Origin of the sequence: Paraburkholderia fungorum, from assembly GCF_046027605.1 — a bacterium.
Classification (GTDB): Bacteria; Pseudomonadota; Gammaproteobacteria; order Burkholderiales; family Burkholderiaceae; genus Paraburkholderia; species Paraburkholderia fungorum_F.
In genome coordinates this window covers 26303-52245 of the sequence record NZ_JAQQEF010000039.1, presented here as the reverse complement: position 1 = coordinate 52245, position 25943 = coordinate 26303, and the positions used below count along the sequence as shown (strand labels likewise).

The window sequence follows — 25943 nt, the reverse complement described above, 5'->3', positions numbered from 1 at the left end:
ACGTTTCTGGTGCTCGACGGTAATACGCACGCGCTGTCCGGCCTCAAGGCCGGCGGTCTCGATCCAGCGCCGGGCGAGCGTCATCCACGGATAGAGGCGCTACGGGACCTGCTTCTTACCGCGATTTAAAACTCGCCGACCACTTCATCGCCGGCAGTTCAACCAGCCGGTAGAACACATAGGCGACCGGCACGGCCACCAGCATGTAACCAAACGACGGCCAGATCGACATCTGCAGCGACGAGCGGAACAGGATCGACGACAGCAGCACGAAGATCGGCAGATGGATCAGATACAGCGAAAAGCTGAAGTCGCCGAAACGTGACAGCAGGCGCACACCCGGGGTATCCGCATTGCGGCGCTCCAGCGCCTTGTACAGGTAGAACGCGAACCCGACCGCCCAGAACTGGAACGCACCGTACTGCCCGAAATGGAACGCCGCGCAGCCGAGCGCGATGAACGCCGCGGCGAGCACGTAGACCCAGACCGGCGAGGGGCGCGCGTCCGGCGCGGTACGGGCCTTCGCATCCGCGATCCAGGCGCCAAGCGTCCACGAAAACCAATAGGACGTGAAGAACTGGATATCGTGGCGCTCCAGCACATAAGCGGAGACGACATTGATCACGGCGACGATCGCGAGCACGGAAGTCATGCCTAGACGCCGGCGCAGCGCAAACAATAGCGGATAAATCGCATAAAACTGCACTTCGAGCGATAGCGTCCAGAGCGCGCCGTTCGACCCATACGTATGACCCGCCACGCCTTGCAGCGAAAACAGATTGACCAGGAATGCCTGCAGGCCGATCTCACGGATCTTGTGATTGACCGGCGGCAACTGCAAGCTGACCCAGTCGAGTGCCAATGTCAGCACGAGCGCCGCGAGCAATACCGGATAAATGCGCGCGAAACGGCGCACCCAGAAATTGCCGGTGTCGAGCCGGTAGTCCGGATTTTTTGCAAGCCGCAGCGCGCCGCCGCGATGAATGCAATAGCCGCTGATCACGAAGAAAATCGGCACACCGGCCGAGCCCCACGCAATCGGAAACGTCAGATAGGCGGCAATCGTACTCAGACTGAAAGAATGGCCGACGCTCTGGTGAAAGCTTTGCATGCCGACCCATTCCACCTGACGGCAATGGAAATACGCGACCAGCAGCGCGGCGAAGCCCCGCATGGCGTCAATGACATGTTCCTTGCCGACGCTGTCGGCGCGCGCTTCGCTCTGCGCGCGCGGCGCGGCGGCCGGTCGTGACGGGGAGAGGGGCAGGGATGAGCCGGCGGCATCCAGTGCTGAGTCGCTCATGCGCGGTCCTTGATATGACGGAGGAAAAGGCTTGTTCCGGGCGCACTGTACGCGCCCGCGGTGCATGACATGCTAGTGCAGCACGGCGGCAAAAAATCGATAAAAAATTACCTCGCGAAGCGAATTAAATGGCAATTTTGTGACGAATTGTAATTGCGTATAAGCACTTGCTACAGCGAATTATTTGCCGGTTTTGTCGTGCTAATTTAAAGCACGGATTCTCTTGATCTGAGGTGAAGTCATGAACCTGCATCTACTCGTCGGCATTGCCGTGCTGCTGTTCCTGGTCGCTGCCTCCGCCTACCGCGAGGCGCTGCGCAATGAGCCGATCCGCCGTTTTCGCATCAACCCGGCCAAGCTGCCGCAAGTCGACGAGAATGAATAAGCGGCGTCGCATAGCGCCTGAGCGCGGCCGCGATTCGCCGCGGGACGTGTTCAGGCGCTTATCCGCGCTCCGCTTTGCCGGATATGTAAAATTTTCGGAATTGCCGAAAATAATTCATTCGCGATACGTAATTGTTTCCTAATATCGTTCACGATATGGGATATTGAAAGCGAATCGAATTATTTTGCCAAAATCGACAAAAAATCACGCGTGAAACGGATTAATTTTTTTGTTAATCTTTTCGGCGACATCGATTGGCCGCGAGGCCCGCGACACACTAATTTCTAACCGATGTGGGAATGCCTACCATGCTGAAAGTCACCAAAGCCGTGTTTCCCGTAGCGGGCCTCGGGACACGATTCCTGCCGGCTACCAAAGCAAGCCCCAAGGAAATGCTGCCGATCGTCGACAAGCCGCTGATTCAATACGCCGTTGAAGAAGCGATTGCTGCCGGCATCACCGAGATGATCTTCGTGACGGGCCGCAGCAAGCGCGCCATCGAAGATCATTTCGACAAATCCTACGAGATCGAAGCGGAACTCGAAGCGCGCAACAAGCAGAAGCTGCTCGACCTCGTGCGCAGCATCAAACCGGCCAATGTGGACTGCTTTTATGTGCGCCAGGCCGAAGCGCTCGGTCTGGGTCACGCGGTGCTGTGCGCGGAGAAACTGGTGGGCGAGAGCCCGTTCGCCGTGATTCTGGCTGACGACTTGCTGCACAGCTCGAAGCCGGTGATGAGCCAGCTCGTCGATACCTTCAACCACTATCACAGCTCGGTGATCGGCGTTGAAACCATTGCGCGCGAAGACAGCCGTTCGTACGGCGTGGTGGATGGCCGCGAGTGGGAAGACAATGTGATCAAGCTGTCGGGCATCGTCGAAAAGCCGGCGCCGGATAAGGCGCCGTCGAACCTCGGCGTGGTGGGGCGCTACGTGCTGATGCCGACCATCTTCAAGCATATCCGCGCGTTGAAGCCGGGTGCGGGCGGTGAATTGCAATTGACCGATGCGGTGCAGTCACTGTTGACTGAAGAGCAGGTGCTCGCGTATCGCTACTTCGGCACGCGCTTCGATTGCGGCAGCAAGCTTGGGTATCTGAAGGCGACGGTGGAATTCGCGCTGCGTCATCCGGAAGTGAAGGCGGATTTCGAGGCGTATCTGCAAACGTATATGCAGGCGAATATGCAGGCTAGTGTGCCGGCGCAGTACACGGCTGAGGCGGCTTAAGAAGCTAAATCCGCGGGTCTTGGGCGCTTCGAATGAGTCGCTACCGGACTCGCATTCCCCGCTTATGGTTCAGACTCGATCGCTGATTTCAGGGCTCTTCGCGAGAAGAGCCCTTAGCGCATTTTCACGAGGCTGTATAAGGGAGATGGCGAGGCCTGTTGACTCTATTCCACGGTCGGTTACAGGTATTCGTCAATCTCGATGGTGCCTCCTGGAGAGTCCATCATCTGTCGGATGTCGTCAGGTACATCGTGGACGCGGTGACCCGAGGGAGCAAACCAGAAGCAGGAGAAGCACACTGTCGCTCCGGCTTGCTGGACGATCTCCCTGAGGCCTTCACGAGGCAAGCCAAGTCGGTTCACAAGATATCGAAAATGCGGGGCTAGCAAGTTACTTTATATTGCAATCTCACTGCTCACGCCCCATAGACCGGTTTTTCCCAAGGCCTTGCTGGCTTTGCCCGATGGCAGGATGAACGGGCACCCTTTGACGATCGTTGTATCGGGGAGTACCTGAAAATAGTCCGTCCAGAATTCTGGCAACAGCGTGTCTCCGGATATCAGGAAGGATGCATAGGCTCCGGCGTCTGCGCTCGGTGGTGAAGATGGCTCATGGTGCATAGTCGTGAATACTGTCCTCAAATATCCGGCCGTTGAATTCCACATTTCCATTATCGTGAAAGATGCTGTTATCCGCCGGTCCAAGGCCATTGGCGTCCTTAAATTTGTGCAGCATCGTTCCAAACGTTTCGTGGTCGTAGCCGAGCATTTTGGCCGCGAACCGCGGGTGGTTCGTGCTCGCCGCCAGTTCTTCAGCGACTGCGCTCACAGCCTCCGGTGCGTACCGGAACGGCTGTGCCGCCCCGAGCGGAATCCGGTCCATGTTTAGCTGTGCTGTCAAACGCCGACCATGACTGCGCGCCGGGCGAGGTCCGCCGATACAGGCTGGACGGAGTAACAGTCGCCGACCGGGGGCGCGGTGATTCGGGCGCACTCGCACCGGAGCTGCTCCGGCGAAGCGCGCTCATGTCGCCCGGAAGAGCGATGATATGGCCATCGCGCACAGCATCGTATAGGCAGTTGACAACCTCTGCCGCGTTCTCAAAAGCAGTTTTCCAGCGAAACGCCAGAACGCGTCGTTCCAGAAAACCGCGCAGGCGCTCGACCAGATACGTGTCCGATCGCCACCAGTAGTAGCTGCCCATCGCGACGCCAAGGAATATTCGCTTCCGGACCAGTCGGTCGCACGGATGACCATGGTGCGAGCATGGAAAATGCTCAGATGCATATGCGCGTGCGGCGGTCAGCCGGGCATGGTGATGCTCTGCCATTTCTGCACCCCCGTATGTCTCTGTGTGGTCATACCGTCTTACCTCCGCAGGTTGAGCAGAGGCTATCGTAATGACGGTGCGCCGCTGATTCGTAAAATCTTGTTGGTAAGTTCAAGTGCCGGGCGGACCCTCCCCAGCGGCGACGCGCATATGGATTCACAATCGCACTCTTCAATTCCATGACAGACCGCTGCGGTGCAGTCGCCGATTACTGGAGTGCACATACAAATAAAAAAGGCGCCGCGTATAATGCGGCGCCCTTTTTCTTAGCCGTGCTCGAGCCTCAAACCCAAGCCGCAGCCACCAGCCCTTACTGCTCCTTCTTCACTTCCAGCCGGAACTTATGAAGCAGCGGTTCCGTATAACCGCTCGGCTGCTGGCGTCCTTCGAACACCAGCGCCTGCGCGGCCTTGAACGCGATCGTATCGAAGCCCGGCGCCATCGGCTTATAGTGCGGATCGCCCGCGTTCTGCTCGTCGACCACCTTAGCCATACGCTTGAAGGTCTCTTCGACCAGCTCTTGCGTCACCACCCCGTGATACAGCCAGTTGGCGATGTGCTGGCTGGAAATACGCAGCGTGGCACGGTCTTCCATCAAGCCGACGTTGTGGATGTCCGGCACCTTCGAGCAACCCACGCCCTGGTCGATCCAGCGCACCACGTAACCGAGAATGCCTTGCGCGTTGTTGTCGACTTCGCTGCGAATCTCGTCCGCGCTCCACTTCGCCGATTCCACAACCGGAATCGTCAGCAAACCGTCAAGCAGTTCGTCACGCACCTTCGAATAATCCGTGCGTTCGAGTTCCTGCTGAACCGCCTGCACGTCGACCTGGTGATAGTGCAGCGCATGCAGCGTCGCGGCGGTCGGCGAGGGCACCCACGCGGTGTTCGCGCCGGCCTTCGGATGCGCGATCTTCTGTTCGAGCATCGCGTGCATCAGGTCGGGCATCGCCCACATGCCCTTGCCGATCTGCGAGCGGCCACGCAAGCCCGCGCTCAAACCGACCAGCACGTTGCTGCGCTCGTACGCGGCGATCCATGCGCTCGACTTCATGTCGCCCTTGCGCATCATCGGGCCGGCTTCCATCGCCGTATGCATTTCGTCGCCGGTGCGGTCGAGGAAACCTGTGTTGATGAACGCGACACGCTCCGACGCTTTACCGATACACGCGAGCAGGTTGACGGAGGTGCGGCGCTCCTCGTCCATGATGCCCATCTTGATCGTGTTGCGCGGCAATTCAAGCAGATCTTCGACGCGCGCGAACAGTTCGCTCGCGAATGCGACTTCGGCCGGGCCGTGCATTTTCGGCTTTACGATGTAGATCGAGCCGGTGCGTGAATTCAGTTTGTGCTTGCGGTCGTGCAGCGCGCACAGCGAGGTGATGACGGCGTCGAGAATGCCTTCCGGAATCTCCTGGCCATCTTTGGTCAGCACCGCCGGATTCGTCATCAAATGACCGACGTTGCGGATAAACAGCAGCGAGCGGCCATGCAGCACGACCGGCGCGGTGCCGTTTGCCGCGGTGTACACGCGATCGGCATTCAGACGGCGGGTGAAAGTCTTGCCGTTTTTCGTGACTTCTTCGGTCAGATCGCCGCTCATCAGGCCGAGCCAGTTGCGATAGAGCTGGACCTTGTCGGCGGCATCGACGGCGGCAACCGAGTCTTCGCAGTCGATGATCGTGCTCACCGCTGCTTCGACCAGCACGTCCTTCACGTGCGCCGAATCGGTCTTGCCGATCGAGTCGTTCGCGTCGATCTGGATTTCGAAATGCAGGCCGTTGTGTTTCAGCAGCACCGCCGACGGTGCATCCACATCGCCCTGATAGCCGATGAATTGCGCCGGCGTCTTCAATCCGGTCTTGCCGCTCTTCAGCGTGACGACGAGCTTGCCGTCTTCGACGCTATACAGCGTGGCGTCGACGTGCGAGCCGTTCGCGAGCGGGGCGGCCTGATCGAGAAACTTGCGGGCATAAGCAATCACCGCGGCGCCGCGCACCGGATTGAAGGCCTTCTGCTTTTCGGCGCCGTTGGTCTCGGGGATCGCATCGGTGCCGTACAACGCGTCGTACAGGCTGCCCCAACGCGCGTTGGCGGCGTTGAGCGCATAGCGCTGATTCGACAGCGGCACGACGAGTTGCGGGCCGGCCTGTTCGGCGATTTCGGTGTCCACGTGATCGGTCGTGGCCTTGACGCTTGCCGGCGCCGGCACGATGTAGCCGATGCCTTCGAGGAAGGCGCGGTACGCGCGCAGGTCGCGCACCGGCCCCGGATTGGCGCGATGCCACGTATCGAGTTCGGTTTGCAGGCGGTCGCGCTCGGCCAGCAGCGCACGATTTTTGGGCGCCAGCTCGTGCACGAGGGCGTCGAAACCTGACCAGAATGCGGCGCTGTCGAGTCCGGTGCCGGGCAGGGCTTCGGTTTCGACGAACTGGTCGAGGTTGGCGGCGACTTGCAGTCCGCCGCGCGTGTTCATCTGAGTCATCAACTGCTCCATCTGAATGGGACCGATGAGGGGGCATCGGTCCGCGTTGTGTTCGTTATTGTGCTGCGATTTTATTGCCGCCGCTTCGAACGCAATCCGAACGAAAACGCGTAAACGAAAATACGCACGAAATGCAAACTTAAGCGGCGATGGCCTGAATTAAGCCGCGATGGCCTGAATACCTGCCTTGGCGATTTGCGCGTCCTGGTCCGACTTGACGCCCGACACGCCGACCGCGCCGACCACCTGGCCGTCGACGATCACCGGCACGCCGCCTTCCAGCGTGCCCTGCAACGGCGCGCTCAGGAATGCCGTGCGGCCGTTGTTGATCATGTCTTCATAGACCTTGGTTTCGCGGCGGCCGATCGCCGAGGTGCGGGCTTTTTCCGTCGCAATGTAAGAGCTGGCCGGCGCGCTGCCGTCCAGACGCAGCATGCCGAGTGGGTGGCCGCCGTCGTCGACCACCACGATGGCGACGGCCCACTGGTTCTTCTCGGCTTCCGCGCGGGCAGCCTCGAGGATTCGGGTCGTTTCGGCAACGGTCAACACGGGTTTGCTCAGCATAATGAATTTCCTGTTTCGTTTAGGGTAAGGACGCTTCTACAAGTTCTATCCAATGGCGTACCGGCGTACGGCCGGCGCCGTCCAGATGCGTCTGGCAACCAATGTTGGCCGTGACGATCAGCTCCGGCTTGCCGCTTTCCAACGCATCGAGCTTGTTGCTCCGTAATCTTTCCGCAAGCTCCGGCTGGGTGATCGAATACGTGCCCGCCGATCCGCAGCACAGATGGGCATCGGGCACGGCGGTGAGATCGAAGCCGAGCCGTTGCAGAATCGACTCGACCGCGCCACCCAGTTTTTGCGCATGCTGCAACGTGCATGGGCAGTGAAACGCGATTTTCTGCCAGGCCTGCTGTGACAACTGCTGGGGCATTTGCTGTGGCGTTTGCGTCGGCGAATTCACTGGCGAACTCCCCGGCAACTGAGCCGCTTGCAACAGATCGAGCGGCTCGTTAGCCAATACCTCGACGAGGTCTCGCGCCAGAACGCTCACCCGCTGCGCTTTTGACGCATAGCGAGGATCATCGCGCAGCAGATGCCCGTACTCCTTGACGAATGCGCCGCAGCCGCTCGCGGTTTGCACGATGGCCTCGGCGCCCGCCTCGATGGCGGGCCACCACGCGTCGATATTGCGCCGTGCCCGCGCGAGGCCTGCCTCTTGCGCATTCAGATGATAATCGGTCGCCCCGCAGCAGCCGGCCCGCTCGGCACTCACGATGCTGATGCCCAGCCGGTCCAGCACGCGCGCGGCGGCCGCATTGGTATTCGGGGACAGCGCGGGTTGCACGCAGCCTTCCAGCATCAGCATTTTGCGCGGATGCCGCGGCGCCGGCCTCGGTTGTGTCCGGGTATCAAGTGGAGCGTTAAGCCGGGCGCTTCGTTTGGGGATTTTACGTCCAAGCGCGGCCGGAAGAAACGGCCGCATGGCCCGGCCGGTTTTGAGCAGCGCGTCGAATACCGCCGGATTCGGGATCACCCGGCGCAAACCCTCGCGCAGCAGGCGTTCCGAGGCGGGCCGTTGAATCCGCCGCTCCAGTTCGGCGCGGCCGATATCCAGCAGCGCGTGATAGGTGACACCCGACGGGCAGGTGGTTTCACAGTTGCGGCAACTCAGGCAGCGGTCGAGGTGCAACTGGGTTTTCTGCGTGACCGGCTCGCCCTCCAGCATCTGCTTGATCAGATAGATGCGGCCGCGCGGGCCGTCGAGTTCATTGCCGAGCAACTGATAGGTCGGACAGGTCGCGTTGCAGAAGCCGCAATGCACGCACGAGCGCAGGATCTGTTCGGCTTCGTCGGCGCGTGACAGGGTTTTGGCGGCGTCGCTGAGATTGGTTTGCATGGTGTCGTTCGCCTTCGGGGCTTCACAGGTCGAGGGTCACAGGCCGAGATTCACAGCCCGGCATACAGACGGCCGGGGTTGAAGAGGCCGCGCGGATCGAGTTGCTGCTTCAACTGTTGATGAAAGCGCAGCAGCGCCTTCGGCAGCGGTGTGAACGGCTCGACGTCCACCTGTGGCGTGAAGCAGGTCGCATGGCCGCCCGCGGCGTGCGCGATCTGGCGGACCGTCGCCGCCGGCGCATCGCTTTTGAGCCAGCGTTGCGCCCCCGCCCAGTCCAGCAGCGTGTCGCCGGGCAAGCTGCCCAGCGGCGCAGCATTCGGCAGCGAGAGGCGCCACAACGGGCGCGCGTCGTCGAAAAACGCCAGACGGTGCTCACGCAGCGCGTCCCAGAACCGTGGATCGAGTTCGGTCCCGCCGATGCGATCTACCGCCGCAGCCACCGACCCCACGCCGCCTTCGAGCCGCACATGCAGCCGGCCGTCGACGTGAGCCGCGCCGCTGATCGGCAACGCGGCGCGGCGCCACGCGGACAGTTCGCGCAGCGCTTCGTGCGCATCGAGATCGAGCGTGAGGCTGCCGAGCGCGCGCGGCTTCGGCAATACCTTCAGCGACACTTCGGTGATCAGGCCGAGGCAGCCGAAGCTGCCGGCCAGCAGTCGCGAGACGTCATAGCCCGCGACGTTCTTCATCACTTCGCCGCCAAAGCGCAGATGTTTGGCGTTGCCCGTAATGACGCGGCAGCCGAGCACGAAATCCCGTACCGAACCCGCCCACGGCCGGCGCGGACCCGCGAGGCCGGCCGCCACCATCCCGCCGACGGTGGCCGTACCGTCGAAGGTCGGCGGCTCGCAAGGCAGCATCTGACCGGCGGCGTCGAGCGCGGCATTCAGTTCGCTGACCGGCGTGCCGGCGCGCGCGGTGATCACGAGTTCAGTCGGGTCATAGCTGACCACGCCGCGGTGCGAGCGCGTGTCGATCGGCGTGCCTTGCAACGCGCGGCCCAGAAAAGCCTTGCTATTGCCGCCGCGAATCGTCAGCGGCGTACTGCTTGCCCATGCTTGCGAGACTTCGGCGACGAGTCGTTCGCTATCGTCCATCGATACCGCTTCGATCCGCATCAGAAACGCTCCAGTTCAGGAAAGGGCAGTGCGCCGTGGTGGATATGCATCGAGCCGAATTCGGCGCAGCGGTGCAGTGTGGGGACGTTCTTGCCGGGGTTCAGGAGGCCGGCCGGATCGAAGGCAGCCTTCAGTGCGTGGAAGAAGCTCAGTTCGTCGCTATTGAATTGCGCGCACATCTGGTTGATCTTTTCGCGGCCCACGCCGTGTTCGCCGGTGATGCTGCCGCCCACCGCCACACACAGTTCGAGAATCTTCGCGCCGAGCGCTTCGGCGCGTTCCGTTTCGCCGGGCGCATTCGCATCGAACAGGATCAGCGGATGCATGTTGCCGTCGCCCGCATGGAAGACGTTGGCCACCTTCAGGCCGTATTCGCTCGAGAGGTCCTCGATGCCCTTGAGCACGCGCGGCAATTCGCGGCGCGGGATCGTGCCGTCCATGCAGTAGTAATCCGGCGAGATGCGGCCCACCGCGGGGAACGCGTTCTTGCGGCCGGCCCAGAAGCGCTGGCGTTCGGCTTCGTCTTTGGCGAGGCGGATATCGGTGGCGCCCGCCGCGCGCAACAACGCTTCGACACACGCCACGTCTTCCTGCACGTCGCTTTCCACGCCGTCCACTTCGCACAGGAGGATCGCTTCGGCATCGACTGGATAGCCCGCATGGATGAAGTCTTCGGCGGCCCGGATTGCGAGGTTGTCCATCATTTCGAGGCCGCCGGGGATCACGCCCGCGCCGATGATCTGGGCGACCGCGGCCCCCGCTTTCTCGATGTCGTCGAAACTGGCGAGCAGCACTTTCGCGCTTTGCGGCTTGGTGAGTAGCTTCACGGTGACTTCGGTGACGATGCCGAGCATGCCCTCCGAGCCCGTGAAAAGCGCGAGGAAATCGAAACCGGGTGCGTCCAGTGCATCGGAGCCGAGCGTAATGCGTTCGCCGTCGATGGTGAGGATTTCGAGCTTCAGGATGTTGTTGACTGTCAGTCCGTACTTCAGGCAGTGCACGCCGCCCGCGTTTTCCGCGACGTTGCCGCCGATCGAACAGGCGATCTGCGACGACGGGTCCGGCGCGTAGTACATGCCATGGGGCGCGGCGGCCTGCGAGATCGCGAGATTGCGCACGCCGGGTTGCACGCGCGCGATGCCGGCCTCGGGATCGACTTCGAGAATCCGGTTAAAGCGCGCCATGACCAGCAGAATGCCTTTGTCCAATGGCAGGGCGCCGCCCGACAAACCGGTACCGGCGCCGCGCGCGACCACGGGAATTTTTTGGGCGTTGGCGAATTTCAGCAGTGCCTCGACCTGTTCGACCTTGTCGGGCAGCGCCACCAGCATGGGCGTCGCGCGATAGGCGGCGAGGCCGTCGCATTCGTACGGCCGCAAATCTTCCTGGTCATGGAGGAGTTGCAGATCGGGGATCAGCGCTTGCAGTTGCGTGACGACCCTGGATTTGTCGTGCGTCGCGAGCGCGCCGTCGATGCGTTCGTCGTAGTGATAGCTCATGGGGCCTCCTGGTGCCGCGCCAACCTGACGGTCGGACCCGTGGGCACAGGCGCGCGAGCATGTCTCAAAGGGGATTGTTGCGGCTATGGCTGCCGCTGTCGATGGCGCGGCAAAGTGGTCGTACCAGTTTTTGACGAAGCGGTGGGTGAGCCGTCACAGTGAGTTCAGGCAAATGCAGGGGTTACATGGAATATCGCGGCTCACACGTGATAGCATCCAAAAGTGGTCATACCAGTTAAAGATGATGAAAACAGCGGCGATGAAGACAGCGCCAATCCAGACAGTGGATGTGGAAAGCGCGCGGCAGGTGGCCGACGTGGTCGCCGAGCGTATCGAACGATTGATCGTGGACGGCGTGTTGAAAACGGGCCAGGCGTTGCCCTCCGAGCGGCGCCTCACCGACAAGCTCGGCGTATCGCGCACGGCGTTGCGCGAAGGGCTCAAGCTGTTGCGGGCGCGCGGCATCATCGAAACCTCGCACGGCAGGGGCTCGTTCGTCGCCAGCCTCACCGCGCAACCCACGCTCACGCCGATGATGCATCTGCTCGGCTCGCAGCCGCGCACGCTCTACGATCTGTTTGAAGTGCGCGCGTTGCTCGAAGCGGAATCCGCCCGGCTTGCGGCGCTGCGCGGCACGCCCGCCGACTTCGTGCTGATCACGCGCCGCTACGAGGAAATGCTGGCGGCGCATGGCAAGGAGACGAGCGCGTCCACTCACGCGCGCCTCGATCATGCGTTTCACCTTGCGATTTGCGAGGCTTCGCATAACCCGGTACTGGTGCATACCTTGAGCACGCTGACCGATCTGCTGTTGAGTTCGGTGTTTGCTTCAGTGAACAATCTCTATCACCGCGAGCCGCAAAAACGGGTGATCGATCGTCAGCACGCGCGACTCTATAACGCGGTCACGGGCAAGCTGCCCGAACAGGCGCGTAAGGCGGCGGCCGGCCACATCGACAGCGTATGCGCGAACCTGCGCGAAATCGAACAGGAAGAGCAGCGGCTCGTGCGCGCGACGTTGCGGCTCGAAGGCTGGGAATAGGCGTTGCAGTTTCACTATGGCGCGGTCAATATGACGCGTCGCAAGGCGCTTTACAATCGAGCACCCACACAAGAAAACGCGTGTTCCCCACGCTTCACATCATGCCTACCATCAGCGAGCTTTTTGTCTATCCGATCAAATCCTGCGCCGGCATTGCGCTCAGTGAAGCGCGTCTGCTCGCCACCGGCCTCGAATACGATCGATGCTGGATGGTCACCGACCCGAGCGGCGCGATGCTCACGCAGCGCGCGTATCCCCGCATGGCGCTCGTCAAGGTCGAACTCGGTGAACAGGAGCTCGTGATTCGCGCGCCGGGCATGAGCGAATTGCGCACACCGCTTGATGCGGCCGAACTCGGCGCCGCGCCTAAGGTGCAGACCGCGGTCTGGCGCGACGCGGCCTACGGACTCGACACCGGCGAGGCAAGCGCCACGTGGTTTTCGGACTTTCTCGGCGTGCCGGCGCGGCTGCTGCGCTTCGACCCCGAGCGCGAGCGGATTGTCGATCCGGACTACACCGGCAGCGTCGGCGGCGCCACCACGCATTTCGCCGATGGCTTTCCGCTGCTAGTGATCGGCCAGGCATCGCTTGACGATCTGAATGGGCGGCTGAACAGCAAGGGCGCGCCGTCCATTCCGATCGACCGGTTCCGCCCCAACGTCGTGCTGACGGGACTCGATGCGTACGAAGAGGACTATGTCGAGAGCTTGAGTGTCGACGGCGCGGAGGAGGCGGCCGTCCAGTTGCAACTGGTCAAGCTGTGCTCGCGCTGTCCGATGCCGACCATCGACCAGGCGAAGGGCGCGCCCGATCCCGCGTGGCCGAACGAGCCCACCGACACCATGAGCGTCTACCGGGCGAGTCCGCAGCGCGGCGGTGCGGTGACCTTCGGCAACAATGCAATCGTCGCGCGCGGAGCCGGGGCGCGGCTACGAGTCGGGCAAGCGGTGGAAGCGGAACTGGGTTTCGGCGACTAGACGGGGAGGCCGCCTGGCGCTGGACCGGGCGACAGAATCGGCGCGCAAGAGGGCGGCATCGTGCCCGGCGCCCCGAGTTCCGGAAGAGGCGCCCCGGTACGTCGCTTGCGGCGTCAATGCCAGGTACGCCCCGTCAATGCCGCAAGGATTACCGGCATCGGCACGGGCTTGACGAAATGATGGTTGAATCCGGAGCGTAACGACTCCTTCTTGTCCTCGTCGCACGCAAGGCCGGTCACGGCGACCAGCATCGGCGCCGGCGTATCGGCCACGTAGCGGATGCGCCGCGCGACCGCGCGTCCATCGAGACGCGGCATTTCGACGTCGAGCAGCGCGGCGTGCGGGTGCCACGCGCAATACTGCGCGAGCGCGTCGAGGCCGTTGCGCGCGGTGCGTACGTCGAAACCATGCGCGCTGAAAAAGAGTACGTAGGCGGCCAGCAGATTCGGATCGTCGTCGGCGATCAGCAGGCGCGCGGCATCGTCAGTGGACATCCGGTTTCTCCAGGTGGCGTTCCTTGTATTGAGCAATTCGAAGTCCCGATAGAATCGAGGCTCAATATTTTGTTTTTTGGCCGTTTCCGGCAGGGCATCTGGTACCCCTTTTTATGAATAAATTACCGCTTGGAGACGATGAGGCAGCACAAATCACACGGGACATCGAGACGGTCCGCCGCATCGATGCGGTGCCGTCGATCCTGCGCCTGATCTGCAAGAACACGGGGATGGGCTTTGCCGCCATCGCCCGGGTCACGGAGCAAAGCTGGACGGCCTGCGCGGTGCAGGACGAAGTGAACTTCGGTTTGGCCCCCGGCGGCCAGCTCGATCTGCACACGACGTTGTGCTTCGAGTCGCGCGCCGCGCGCGCGTCGATCGTGATCGACAATTTCGGCAACGATCCTGTCTATAAAGGTCATCACACAGCGCGAATCTACAATCTGGGCAGTTATATTTCCGTACCGATCGTTTTGCCCGACGGCAGCTATTTCGGCAATCTCTGCGCGATCGATTCGAACCCGAACGAGATTTCTGACGCCCGCACGCTGAGCATGTTCGAAGTGTTCGCCGAGCTGATCGCGATCCAGATCGCGACCGAGGGCAGGCAACAGGCGGCCGAAGAGGCGTTATCGCGCGAACGGGAAATTTCCAGCCTGCGCGAACAGTTCATCGCGGTGCTCGGCCACGATCTGCGCAATCCGCTCTCCGCGGTCAGCGCAACCGCCGAACTGCTGGCGCTGCGCAAGAACGAGCCGGATCTCGTGAAGATCGGTCAGCGCCTGAAAACCACCACCTTCCGCATGGCGCGCCTGATCGACGACGTGATGGATTTCGCGCGCGGGCGGCTCGGCTCGGGCATCGGCGTATCGATCGACGACGTCGACGATCTGGCCATGGCATTGCGGGTGGTGGTCGCCGAATCGCGCGAGGCCAATCCGGAGCGCCTGCTGGTCGACGATATCGCGATCGGCACGCGGGTGCGCTGCGACCGCACGCGAGTCCAGCAGTTGCTGTCGAATCTGCTTGGCAACGCGGTGACGCATGGCTCGGCGGCGTTTCCGGTGGTCGTGCAAGCGCGCGTGGAGGGCAGTGAGTTCGTGCTGGCCGTCTCGAACGGCGGCAATGCGATTGCGCCGGACACGTTGAACCGCGTGTTCGAGCCCTATTGGCGGCCGCCTACCAGCAAGCCGGGCGGCGGGTTGGGGCTCGGCCTGTATATCTGCAAGCAGATTGTCTCCGCGCACGGCGGCACGCTGGAAGTCAGATCATCCGCCGAGGCTGGCACGGTGTTCGTGGCGAGACTGCCGGTCGGCATTTGAATTCGCGCGGCTCGCGCGTTCGCGCCGGCTGCGACTAACGCTTCAGCCAGCACTGCTAGTGCACCGGGTGCGCGCCCCCCAGGTGCTCGCTGCTCGCACGGACGCAGTGCTGTGTCGCACCATCCCTGTGCCTGGCCGCATCAAAACGTGCCTCGCGCGATGCTGTTCCATCATCCCTGCGATTCGTCGCGAAGCCCCGCGCCACGGCGTTGTAACGGGCATTTCGCCTGATTGGCACGGGCTTTGCATTAAGCCCTGCCAGCGGATCAACGTGGATCCGTTGCGAGCGCAACAACAAAGCGCCCGCTGCAGCACAGATCAGGACAACGGCGTCCCCCGGATTCAGTCATCGACTGGGTTCGCGGGACGCCGTTTTTATTTCCGGAATCGCTTTCGCGCAGCAGCCTGGCAGCGGCAAAGCCGCAGCTAGCCCGCAGTTGAGTTGCAACTCAAGCCGCAGCGATTCCAGCCCAGCACATCGAGGAAGCCGCGCTCATGAGAATCATCGTTATCGGTCACGGGATGGTCGGCCACAAACTGGTCGAGTGCCTCGCACAAGACGCCGCGCACGGCCTCGACATCACGGTGCTGTGCGAAGAATCGCGGCCCGCCTACGACCGCGTGCATCTGTCCGAATTCTTTTCGGGCAAGACCGCGGACGATCTGTCGCTGGTCGAACCGGGCTTCTTCGAGCGCCAGAACGTGCGGCTGATGCTGAACGCGAAGGCCGTCTCGATCGATCGCGAGGCGCGCACCGTGACGGTGTCGACGGGCCAGACGCACGACGAGCTGCCCTACGACAAGCTCGTGTTCGCGACCGGCTCGTATCCGTTCGTGCCGCCCGTGCAAGGGCGCGAGCGGGCCGACTGTTTCGTCTACCGCACCATCGACGACCTCGAAGCGATGCAGGAATGCGGCACTCGCTCGAAGACCGGCACGGTGGTCGGCGGCGGTTTGCTCGGTCTCGAATGCGCGAAGGCGTTGCGCGACATGGGCCTGCAAACGCATGTGGTCGAATTCGCGCCGCGCCTGATGGCTGTGCAAGTCGATGACGGCGGCGCTCGCGTGCTGCGCAGCAAGATCGAAGAACTCGGCGTGACGGTGCATACGCAAAAGAACACAACAGCGATCGTCGACGGTGAGAACGGTACGCACCGCATGCAATTCGCCGACGGCAGCTTCCTCGACACTGACATGATCGTGTTTTCCGCGGGGATTCGTCCGCGCGACGACCTCGCGCGCGCAAGCGGCCTGACGCTCGGCGCACGCGGCGGCATCGTGATCGACAACGCATGCCGCACCAGCGATCCGCACATCTATGCAATCGGCGAATGCGCGCTATGGAACGGTCAATTGTTCGGCCTTGTCGCGCCGGGTTATGACATGGCACGCGCCGTGGCGAAGCAACTGCTTGGTAATTCGGCGGAATTCACAGGCGCCGATATGAGCACGAAGTTGAAGCTGATGGGCGTGGACGTGGCGAGCATCGGCGACGCGCATGGCTATACGCCGGGCAGCCGCGCCTATCAGTTTAGCGACGAGCGCAAGCAGGTCTACAAGAAGCTGGTGGTGTCCGAGTGCGGCAAGTATCTGCTCGGCAGCGTGATGGTCGGCGACGCGAGCGAATACGGCACGCTGCAGCAGATGATGCTCAACCGTATCGAGTTACCGGCTTCGCCTGAGTTCCTGATCCTGCCGTCGTCCGACGGTCAGGCAAAGCCCGCGCTCGGGGTCGACGCATTGCCTGCCGGCGCGCAAATCTGCTCATGCAACAACGTCTCGAAGGGCGACCTGTGCGGCGCCGTCCGCGCGGGCTCGACCGACATCGGCGCGTTGAAATGCGCGACCGGCGCGGGCACTTCGTGCGGCGGCTGCGTCCCGCTCGTCACCCAGATCATGAAGGCCGAGATGAAGAAGCAGGGCATGGCCGTCAACAACCATGTCTGCGAACACTTCCCGTATTCGCGCCAGGAGCTGTATCACCTCGTGCGCGTGGAGGGCGTGCGCAGCTTCGGCGCATTGCTGACGAAGCACGGACACGGTCTTGGCTGCGATATCTGCAAACCGCTCGTGGCGAGCATCCTCGCGTCGTGCTGGAATGAATTCGTGCTGAAGAAAGAGCACGCCTCGCTGCAGGACACCAACGACTACTACCTCGCCAACATCCAGCGCGACGGCACCTATTCGGTCGTGCCGCGCATGGCAGGGGGAGAAGTGACGCCCGACGGTCTGATCGCAGTCGGCCAGGTTGCGAAGAAATACGGCCTCTATACGAAGATCACCGGCGGGCAGCGGGTCGATCTGTTCGGCGCGCGCGTGGAACAATTGCCGCTCATCTGGGAAGAACTGATCGCCGCGGGTTTCGAATCCGGCCATGCGTACGGCAAGTCCCTGCGCACGGTGAAGTCGTGTGTCGGCTCGACGTGGTGCCGCTATGGCGTCGGCGATTCGGTGGGCCTCGCGGGCGAAATCGAGAACCGCTACAAGGGCCTGCGCACACCGCACAAGATCAAGTTCGGCGTCTCCGGCTGCACGCGCGAATGCGCGGAAGCGCAGGGCAAGGACGTCGGCATCATCGCGACGGAGAAGGGCTGGAATCTCTACGTATGCGGCAACGGCGGCATGAAGCCGCGGCACGCCGAACTGCTCGCCTCGGACCTCGATAAGGCCACGCTGGTGCGCTACATCGACCGTTTCCTGATGTTCTACGTGCGCACCGCGGACCGCTTGCAACGCACCAGCGTGTGGCGCGAGAACCTCGAAGGCGGACTCGACTATCTGATCGACGTGGTCGTCAACGATCGCCTCGGCGTGGCCGCCGAGCTCGAGGTGGAAATGCAGCACGTGGTCGAGACCTACGAATGCGAATGGAAAAAGGCCGTCACCGATCCTGAGACGCGCAAGCGCTTTCGTCACTTCGTCAACAGCGGTGAGCCGGACAGCAACGTCAGATTCGTCGAGGAACGCGGCCAGATCCGGCCCGCGACGCTCACGGAGCGGCAATCGAAACTCGCTGCGATTCCCGTGGTGGTCGAAACCGTTTGATTTTTTTTCAACCTCATTCATCGAGGACTTGCGCCATGAACCTTGACCGTCTTCCGCTTGCCTGGACGCCGATTTGCCCGCTCGACGAGATCGTCCCCAACACGGGCGTGTGCGCGCTCGTCAACGGTGAACAGGTGGCCGTCTTTCATGTGAACGACGGCAGCGCGGACGGCGCCGTGTACGCGATCGAAAACTACGATCCGGGCTCGCACGCGGCGGTCCTCTCGCGCGGATTGATCGGCAGTCTCGGCGAGCGCCTCGTGGTCGCTTCGCCGATCTACAAGCATCACTTCGATTTACGCACGGGCGAGTGCCTCGAAACACCGGCGTATTCCGTCAGCGCGTTCGCCGCACGAGTGGAAAACGGCCAGGTGTGGGTCGCGGTTTGATCGACCGATTGCTTGCAACTTCTTCCCACGATGCCATCAGCCATGTCCTCCCATAACGTAAAGACTGTGTGCCCCTACTGCGGCGTTGGTTGCGGCATGGTGCTGCACGTCGAGGACGGCCAGGTCGCGAAGATTTCCGGCGACAAGGAGCATCCGGCGAATTTCGGACGGCTCTGCACGAAGGGGCAGTCGGCGCATGTCGCATTGCGCAAGTCGGGGCGTCTCGAAAGCGCGTTCGTGCGTCACGCCCGTGATCAGGATCCCGTGCCACTGCCGATGGCGCAAGCGATCAGCGCCATGGCGACGCGGTTGCGCGGCCTGCTCGACGAACACGGACCGGACGCGTTGTCGTTCTACGTGTCGGGCCAGATGTCGATCGAGGCGCAGTACCTCGTCAACAAGCTCGCCAAGGGTTTTGTCGGCACCAACAACATCGAATCGAATTCGCGTCTGTGCATGGCGAGCGCGGGGAGTGGCTACAAGCTCTCGCTCGGCGCGGACGGCCCGCCAGGATCGTACGAAGATATCGATCATGCCGACCTGTTCTTCGTGATTGGCGCGAATATGGCGGACTGTCACCCGATCCTGTTTCTGCGGATGATGGATCGCGTGAAGGCCGGGGCGAAACTGATCGTGGTGGATCCGCGCCGCAACACGACCGCCGAGAAGGCCGATCTCTTCATGCAGATCAAGCCCGGCACCGATCTGGCGCTGCTGAACGGTTTGCTGCATCTGTTGCACGAAAACGGCCATACGGAGGCGTCTTTTATCGCCGAGGCGACTGAGGGCTGGGACGCGATGCCCGCTTTTCTCGCGGACTACACGCCGGAGAACGTGTCGGAAATCACGGGCCTCGCCGTCGCGGACATCCGTGAGGCCGCGCGAATGATCGGCGCCGCGCCGGAGTGGCTCAGCTGCTGGACCATGGGCCTGAACCAAAGCACGCACGGCACGTGGCACACCAACGCGATCTGCAATCTGCATCTGGCGACGGGCAAGATCTGCCGCCGCGGCAGCGGGCCATTCTCGTTGACCGGCCAGCCCAACGCGATGGGCGGCCGTGAAATGGGCTACATGGGGCCCGGTTTGCCGGGACAGCGTTCGGTGCTGGTCGAAGAAGACCGCGCGTTTATCGAAGACCTGTGGGGTATTCCGAGCGGCACGCTCAAGCCCGAGGTGGGTAACGGCACGATCGATATGTTTGCCCGCATGGCCGCGGGTGAGATCAAGGCGTGCTGGATCATCTGCACCAATCCGGTGGCGAGCGTCGCGAACCGTCAGAACGCGATCGCCGGTTTGCGCGCCGCGGAACTCGTGATTTCGCAGGACGCCTTCCTCGACACCGAGACCAACCGTTACGCCGACGTGCTATTGCCCGGTGCGTTGTGGGCCGAAGCCGAAGGCGTGATGATCAACTCCGAGCGCAACCTGACGCTGATGCAAAAGGGCATCGAGCCGCCGGGCGCTGCGTTGCCGGACTGGCAGATCATCGCGCGCGTCGCGTGCGAAATGGGGTTCGCCGCTGCGTTCACTTATGCGAGCGCCGCGGAAGTTTTCGCGGAGATCACCCGTGCATCGAATCCGAAAACAGGCTACGACCTGCGCGGCGCGAGCCATCGCCGGCTGAAGGACACGCCGCTGCAATGGCCGCTTGCCGCCGCTGACTGCGCGGATCGCAATCCGGTTCGCTACCTCAACGACGGCGTCAGCCAGACGCTGAAGGAACGGCTGGACGGCAGCCGTCCGCGGCTCGTGTTTCCGACGGCAAGCGGCAAAGCGATGTTCTTCGCGCGTGCCTTTGCGGCCCCGGCCGAATTGCCCGACCGGGAATTTCCGATCGTGCTGAACACGGGCCGCTTGCAGCATCAATGGCACACCATGACCAAGACCGGCAAGGTGGCGATGCTCAACAAGCTCAACCCTGGCCCGTTCGTCGAGATTCATCCCGAAGACGCCGCCACGCTCGGCATCAAGGCAAAAGACCCCGTCGAGATCCGTTCGCGCCGCGGACGTGCCGTCTTGCCGGCGGTCGTTACGGAGCGCGTGCAAGCCGGCAACTGTTTCGCGCCGATGCACTGGAACGACGTGTTCGGCGACGACCTGTGCATCAACGCCGTGACGAGCGATGCGATCGACCCGGTCTCGCAGCAACCGGAACTCAAGTTCTGCGCGGTCGCGCTGAGCCGGGTCGCGCTCGAAGCCCTCGCGCCGGTTGCGAATGCCGGCGACGCATCGTTCGGCGATGCGTGCGCTGGGGTAACTGCCGCCACGCCGGCGCGCGCGATATCGACGAAGTCCGAGGAACTGGAAATGCCCCGCATCGATGCACTGACGAGTCTGTTGCAGCTCGCGCAGACACCCGCACCGTCATTCACGGACGCCGAGCGCGTGTACCTCGCCGGGTTCGTGAGCGGCCTGCGTTCTTCTGAAGCACTGGGCATCGACAGCGTGCCGGCCCTGCCGGCCGGCGCGCCGTTTGATCCGGCGCGCAGTTTGTACGTGGATGGTCTGTTGGCCGGACTGTATAGCCGCAGTGGGACACGTGCGGCCGCGCCAGCAGGTTCGATAGCGGCGCCGCCGCAGTCCGCCGCGGCGCAGGCGGCCGGCGTGCGCATCGTGCGCGCGCGGCCCAAAGTGACCTTGTTATGGGCCTCGCAAACCGGCAATACCGAATCGCTCACTGAACGCTATGCCACACGTCTGATGGAGTCGGGCTTTGAAATCCGCACCTCATGCATGGCGGACTATCAGGCCTTGGCGCTCGCCAAAGCGCAATACGTGCTGCTGATGTCGAGCACGTTCGGCGACGGCGATCCGCCTGATAACGCGCAAAATTTCTGGTCCCAACTGGCCGGCGACGCGGCGCCTCGCCTCGACGGCCTGCGCTATGCGGTGCTCGCGTTGGGCGACCGCAACTACGATCAGTTCTGCGGTCACGGCCGCCGGCTCGACGAACGTCTCGCGGCTCAGGGTGCGTTGCGTCTGATGGAGCGCGTCGACTGTGACAGCGAGTATGAGGCAAGCGCGGACGCGTGGCTCGACCGCATCATCGCGCGCATCAACGAAGAAGATGCGGCGCTGCACGCGGTACCCGCGGGCGGCATGATCAACGCCGTGGTGCCAGGCGCGGTGCCCACCAAAACGCGTCCGGCCGCCTCGCGGCTCGTCACGAACCTGCGGTTGAACAAGCAGGGCGCCGCGAAGGATACGCGCTACTTCTCGTTGAGCACGGCCGACTCAGGCCTCGAATACGAAGCCGGCGATGCACTGGGCGTATGGCCCTCCAATTGTCCCGAACTGGTCGACGAATTGATCAGCCTGAGCGGCGTGAGCGCCGACGCCGCGGTAAACGTGCCCGGCGCCGGCGACATGCGCCTCGCCGAGGCGCTCGGCACGCACTACGAGATCGCTCGTCCCAGCCCTGACGCGCTCGCGTTCATTGCCGCGCGTACCCGCAACGGCGCACTGCGCGATCTACTTTCGGCGGAACGCAAAGCCGACCTCAAGCAATGGTTGTGGGGCCAGCAGCTCGCCGACGTGCTGCACGAATTTCCGGTGAAGCTGACGGCTACCGAATTGACCGGCATGCTCAAGCGCCTGCAACCGCGCTTGTATTCGATTGCATCGAGCCCGAAGGCGCATCCCGGCGAAGTTCATCTGACGGTTTGCGCGGTTCGCTACAGCAACGGCCGCCGCCATCGCAAGGGCGTGTCGTCGACATTTCTCGCCGACCGTGCCGGCGACGCGAATGTGCCGGTATTCGTGCAGAAATCCGCGCACTTCCGGCCTCCTCATGGTTCCGACACGCCGATCATCATGGTCGGTCCCGGCACCGGCGTTGCACCGTTTCGCGGCTTTCTGCACGAGCGGCGTGCGAGAGGCGACAAGGGGCGCAACTGGCTGTTCTTCGGCGAACAGCATGCGGCCACGGATTTCTACTATCGCGACGAACTCGAAGCGTTGCGCGACAGCGGCGTGCTGACCCGGCTCGATGTCGCTTTCTCGCGCGATCAAACGGACAAGGTCTACGTGCAGGACCGCATGCGCGAGCACGGTGCGCAACTGTGGGCGTGGCTCGAAGAAGGTGCGCATTTCTACGTCTGCGGCGACGCGAGCCGGATGGCAAGAGACGTCGACGCGACGCTCAGGCAAGTGGTTGCCCGGCACGGTGGCATGAACGAAGAAAAAGCCGCTGATTATGTGAGTCGTCTCGCGCAAGAAAAGCGCTATGTACGCGACGTTTATTGATTTTTAGAGCGGCCGGTCCAGGCACCGTTTCCAAGGTTTAAAAAAGTACGCAGCAAAGCTTCAAAAGTCGGACCCGGATGGCATGGAGGTTGCATGTTCAGACCGGTATTCAACCTCGTGATCATTCAGGTGCGTAGTTCCAGCGCAATGCGTCAGCGCCACGCACCCGGTAAGCGAGCAACCAGCATATATGAGGATGTCTAATGAAAAACGTGATGAGCTCCCTGAAGCGTGGAGACTGGCGCTCGCTAGTGGCGTGCTTCCTCTATTTCGACACGGGCTTCACCGTGTGGGTGTTGTACGGGCCGCTCGCGCCATTCATCAGCAAGAGCGTGGCGATGACACCCGCGCAGCAAGGTTTGCTGGTCGCCGTGCCGGTGCTGTCGGCGGCGATCCTGCGCGTGACGCTCGGCAACCTGTATCAATCGGCGCATGGCAAGCGCATCGCGTTGATGGGCGTATTGCTCTCGGCGGTGCCGACGATCGTGCTGCCGCTGTTGCCGTTCGTGCCGTCGTACACCTTGCTGTTGGTGCTCGGCGTATTTCTCGGCGTGGGTGGCGCGAGCTTCGCGGTGGCGCTGCCGATGGCCGGCAGCAACTATCCGCCCAAAGTGCAGGGCCTGGTGCTCGGTCTTGCCGCTGCCGGCAACATCGGCGCGGTGCTCGACGGTTTCCTGTTTCCGCAACTGGCAACGCACTATGGCTGGCAAATGGCGACCGCCGGCGCATTGCCGTTGCTCGCGATTGCCGCGCTCACGCTTTACTTCTGGGCGAACGATGCCGGTATCAAGTCGGGCAGCGCGCTGCGCGCGTTCGGCAGCTTTGTGGTGACGCTCGTCGGTTTGATCGTGCTCGTGCTGCTGGTCGAGGCGGGTCTGTTCGGTTCGGGCAAGACCGGTGTGCTGCTGTTGCCGGTAATCGGCGCGCTGCTGGCGATCGCCGTGCTGCCCAAGCGATATCGCTCGGTGCTGGCGGAGCGCGACACGTGGGCGATCATGCTGGTGTACAGCATCACGTTCGGTGGTTTTGTCGGCATGTCGTCGTATGTTTCGCTGCTGCTGACCAACCTCTATCAGCTCTCGAAGATCGACGCGGGTCTTTTCATGGCGCTGCTGGCCGCGACCGGCGCGATGGTGCGGCCGCTAGGCGGGCTGATTGCCGACAAGCTGTCCGGCGTGCGCGCGCTGACCGTCCTCCTCGCGATCATTTCGCTGTGCGATTTCGTGTTCGCTGCCGCGATGCCGTCGATGGTGGGCGGGATTGCGCTGCTGCTATGCCTGTACGTGGCCTTTGGTCTGGGCAATGGCGCGACCTTCCAGTTGGTGCCGCATCGGTGGGCGGGCCGCACCGGCTTGATGTCCGGGATCGTCGGCGCCGCGGGCGGCATCGGCGGATTCTATCTGCCGGTCGTGATGGGTATCGCGAAGGAAAGCACGGGCAGCTATCAGATGGGCTTCGCGACCTTCGGCGCGTTGGCGGCTTGCGCGTTCCTCGCGATCGTCGCGTTGCGCCGTCCGTGGATGGCGTGGTCGATGCATACCGGCGTGATGCATGCGCACGCAACGGAGTGAGGCTGTGATGCGCGGGTTCGTGACGAAAACTTCGGCGAGGTAAGGTTGTTGCGTTAGCCGTGCCGCTTGTTGCATTTGTTTCCGTTCCGTTGCGCTTCCATCTGCCTGACCGGTGGGTTCACGCGCTATGCTTGGCACTTTTCCGAATGTCAGGTAAATGTAATGGACAACGGGTGGCACATCGTCTGGGCAACCGCCAAAGCAGAATTCTCCGATCTCGGCAGCCTCTCCGAGGTCACTCAGGTGCTGATGCGCCTCGGCCTCGCGCTGATCCTCGGCGGCATCCTCGGATTCGAGCGCGAGATGTCGCGGCGTGACGCAGGCATGCGCACGCACATGATGGTCGCGGTCGGCGCTGCGCTCTTCGTGGTAGTGCCGCTGCAGGCCGGTTTCTCGCAGGACAACATGAGCCGGGTGCTGCAAGGCCTGGTGTCGGGTGTCGGCTTTCTCGGCGCGGGCGCCATCATCAAGCTCAGTGCCGAACGCGAAGTGCGCGGCCTGACCACGGCCGCAAGCCTTTGGCTCAGCGCGGGCGTGGGTGTGGCAGCCGGTCTTGGGCGCGAAGCCACCGCGATTCTCAGCGTGGCGATCGCGCTGGCGATTCTGTCCAGCGCGCGCCTGCTCAAGAAGCGAGAGCCGGAAGAGAAGTAATGCGTCGCGGCGGTTTGCGGTGTGGCGGCGATCCGTGAATGGTTTCTGAGCTGGCGGCAAGACATGCAGGTAGTTCCTTGCATGTTGCTCCATGCGAGCCTAATATGCAGTCAGGAGGCTGCATATGAACTCGTCAACCGATCGCATCGAAAAACAGATTCTGCTGAAGGCGCCGCGCTCGCGGGTGTGGCGCGCATTGTCCAACGCAGAGGAATTCGGCACGTGGTTTCGCGTGGATTTCAGCGGCAAACAGTTTGTCGCCGGCCAATCCATCCAGGGCAACATCACCTATCCGGGTTATGAGTATCTTGTGATGGACGTGCTGGTCGAGCGTATCGAGCCCGAACATCATCTGTCATTTCGCTGGCATCCGGCAGCGGTGGATACATCGGTTGACTACTCATCGGAGCCCACCACGCTGGTCGTATTCGAGTTGAGCGAGGTCGATTCGAACACGTTGCTGCGAGTGGTCGAATCGGGTTTTGACCGGATTCCCGCCGCGCGCCGCGATGAAGCCTTCCGCATGAATAGCGGTGGTTGGCAAGAGCAATTGGGCAACATCGAAAAGCATGTCGCAAAGGGCTAAGGGGTCCACCGCCGGGCGGCCTGCAGGTCGTGTGCGCGTGAAGGAAGCCATGCTGCGGAATTCCGCGTCGATTTTTGCGGCGCTGGGTGACGAAACGCGCCTGCGTTTGATCGCCGTGTTGTGCGCGGGCAGTGCGATGTCGATTGCACAGTTGACCGCCGGCACTGAGATGACGCGGCAGTCGGTCACCCAGCATTTGCAGGTGCTCGCCAATGCGGGCCTGGTGCGTGACGTCAAGCTGGGCCGTGAACGCTTATGGGCGTTCGAACCGGCACACCTGGAAGAAGCGCGGCGCGCGCTCGAGACGATTTCGCGGCAGTGGGATCAGGCGTTGCTGAGGTTGAAGGCGGCGGTGGAGGGGGAGTGACGTTG

General features: G+C 62.6%; 21 protein-coding genes. 12 read left to right on the top strand and 9 right to left on the bottom strand.

What is annotated here, in order from left to right; genetic code table 11:
- Together PQR53_RS36010 and PQR53_RS36005 are read right to left on the bottom strand one after the other, a co-directional pair.
- Window positions 1-84 (bottom strand): SymE family type I addiction module toxin (locus PQR53_RS36010; RefSeq protein ID WP_459251639.1); only part of this gene is annotated, 84 nt, incomplete at its 3' end.
- A gap of 31 nt (window positions 85-115) precedes the next feature.
- Window positions 116-1303, bottom strand: coding sequence for an acyltransferase family protein (locus PQR53_RS36005; protein WP_408464945.1), 1188 nt, complete (start codon window positions 1301-1303; stop codon window positions 116-118).
- A gap of 241 nt (window positions 1304-1544) precedes the next feature.
- Between PQR53_RS36005 and PQR53_RS36000 the strand changes: the two genes are divergently transcribed.
- Complete coding sequence (locus PQR53_RS36000; protein ID WP_408464943.1) at window positions 1545-1688, top strand: hypothetical protein; 144 nt, start codon at window positions 1545-1547, stop codon at window positions 1686-1688.
- A 308-nt stretch (window positions 1689-1996) separates the two neighbouring features.
- On the top strand, window positions 1997-2914 hold the full coding sequence (gene galU, locus PQR53_RS35995) for a UTP--glucose-1-phosphate uridylyltransferase GalU (protein WP_408464941.1): 918 nt from the start codon (window positions 1997-1999) through the stop codon (window positions 2912-2914).
- 609 nt (window positions 2915-3523) lie between these two features.
- On the opposite strand, the gene PQR53_RS35990 is transcribed toward galU, so the two are convergent.
- The 6 genes from PQR53_RS35990 to glcD all read right to left on the bottom strand — a co-directional run bounded on the left by PQR53_RS35990 (window position 3524) and on the right by glcD (window position 11246).
- Entirely contained in the window at window positions 3524-3796 is a 273-nt protein-coding gene (locus tag PQR53_RS35990) for a hypothetical protein (RefSeq protein WP_408464939.1), read from the bottom strand.
- A gap of 758 nt (window positions 3797-4554) precedes the next feature.
- Window positions 4555-6729, bottom strand: a complete 2175-nt coding sequence (locus tag PQR53_RS35985; protein ID WP_408464937.1) for a malate synthase G — start codon at window positions 6727-6729, stop codon at window positions 4555-4557.
- Between the two features lie 159 nt (window positions 6730-6888).
- Window positions 6889-7293 (bottom strand): heme-binding protein, encoded by a 405-nt coding sequence (locus PQR53_RS35980; RefSeq protein ID WP_120291848.1) that lies wholly within the window; start codon window positions 7291-7293, stop codon window positions 6889-6891.
- 19 nt (window positions 7294-7312) lie between these two features.
- Complete coding sequence (gene glcF / locus PQR53_RS35975; protein ID WP_408464935.1) at window positions 7313-8629, bottom strand: glycolate oxidase subunit GlcF; 1317 nt, start codon at window positions 8627-8629, stop codon at window positions 7313-7315.
- Between the two features lie 50 nt (window positions 8630-8679).
- Window positions 8680-9747 (bottom strand): glycolate oxidase subunit GlcE, encoded by a 1068-nt coding sequence (glcE, locus tag PQR53_RS35970; protein WP_408464933.1) that lies wholly within the window; start codon window positions 9745-9747, stop codon window positions 8680-8682.
- Window positions 9747-11246 carry a glycolate oxidase subunit GlcD gene (glcD, locus tag PQR53_RS35965; RefSeq protein ID WP_408464931.1) on the bottom strand — a complete coding sequence of 500 codons (1500 nt, stop codon included), beginning with the start codon at window positions 11244-11246 and terminating at the stop codon, window positions 9747-9749. Before glcD ends, glcE begins: the two co-directional genes overlap by 1 nt.
- Window positions 11247-11505: 259 nt before the next feature.
- Here glcD and glcC point away from each other — a divergent pair, with 259 nt between their 5' ends.
- Together glcC and PQR53_RS35955 are read left to right on the top strand one after the other, a co-directional pair.
- Complete coding sequence (gene glcC, locus PQR53_RS35960) at window positions 11506-12288, top strand: transcriptional regulator GlcC (protein WP_408464929.1); 783 nt, start codon at window positions 11506-11508, stop codon at window positions 12286-12288.
- A 101-nt stretch (window positions 12289-12389) separates the two neighbouring features.
- A complete protein-coding gene (locus PQR53_RS35955) occupies window positions 12390-13265 on the top strand; it encodes an MOSC domain-containing protein (protein WP_408464927.1) in 876 nt (291 codons plus the stop codon).
- A 113-nt stretch (window positions 13266-13378) separates the two neighbouring features.
- Here PQR53_RS35955 and PQR53_RS35950 read toward each other — a convergent pair whose 3' ends face one another.
- On the bottom strand, window positions 13379-13759 hold the full coding sequence (locus tag PQR53_RS35950) for a response regulator (protein ID WP_408464925.1): 381 nt from the start codon (window positions 13757-13759) through the stop codon (window positions 13379-13381).
- Between the two features lie 113 nt (window positions 13760-13872).
- Here PQR53_RS35950 and PQR53_RS35945 point away from each other — a divergent pair, with 113 nt between their 5' ends.
- The 8 genes from PQR53_RS35945 (at window position 13873) to PQR53_RS35910 (ending at window position 25938) form a co-directional block, all read left to right on the top strand.
- Complete coding sequence (locus PQR53_RS35945; RefSeq protein ID WP_408464923.1) at window positions 13873-15081, top strand: GAF domain-containing sensor histidine kinase; 1209 nt, start codon at window positions 13873-13875, stop codon at window positions 15079-15081.
- A gap of 495 nt (window positions 15082-15576) precedes the next feature.
- Complete coding sequence (nirB, locus tag PQR53_RS35940; protein WP_408464921.1) at window positions 15577-18126, top strand: nitrite reductase large subunit NirB; 2550 nt, start codon at window positions 15577-15579, stop codon at window positions 18124-18126.
- 35 nt (window positions 18127-18161) lie between these two features.
- Window positions 18162-18515: a nitrite reductase small subunit NirD gene (gene nirD, locus PQR53_RS35935; RefSeq protein ID WP_179731713.1), complete on the top strand. Its 354-nt coding sequence runs from the start codon at window positions 18162-18164 to the stop codon at window positions 18513-18515.
- Between the two features lie 42 nt (window positions 18516-18557).
- The gene (locus tag PQR53_RS35930; protein WP_408464919.1) at window positions 18558-22763 is read left to right on the top strand and encodes a bifunctional nitrate reductase/sulfite reductase flavoprotein subunit alpha; all 4206 of its coding nucleotides are present in this window, start codon (window positions 18558-18560) and stop codon (window positions 22761-22763) included.
- Between the two features lie 203 nt (window positions 22764-22966).
- Window positions 22967-24334 (top strand): MFS transporter, encoded by a 1368-nt coding sequence (locus tag PQR53_RS35925; protein WP_408464917.1) that lies wholly within the window; start codon window positions 22967-22969, stop codon window positions 24332-24334.
- Window positions 24335-24496: 162 nt separating this feature from the next.
- The gene (locus tag PQR53_RS35920; RefSeq protein ID WP_408464915.1) at window positions 24497-24985 is read left to right on the top strand and encodes an MgtC/SapB family protein; all 489 of its coding nucleotides are present in this window, start codon (window positions 24497-24499) and stop codon (window positions 24983-24985) included.
- Window positions 24986-25109: 124 nt separating this feature from the next.
- Entirely contained in the window at window positions 25110-25571 is a 462-nt protein-coding gene (locus PQR53_RS35915; RefSeq protein ID WP_408464913.1) for an SRPBCC family protein, read from the top strand.
- Window positions 25555-25938 carry an ArsR/SmtB family transcription factor gene (locus PQR53_RS35910; protein WP_408464911.1) on the top strand — a complete coding sequence of 128 codons (384 nt, stop codon included), beginning with the start codon at window positions 25555-25557 and terminating at the stop codon, window positions 25936-25938. The genes PQR53_RS35915 and PQR53_RS35910 overlap by 17 nt, the downstream gene beginning before the upstream one ends.
- Window positions 25939-25943 lie beyond the last annotated feature (5 nt).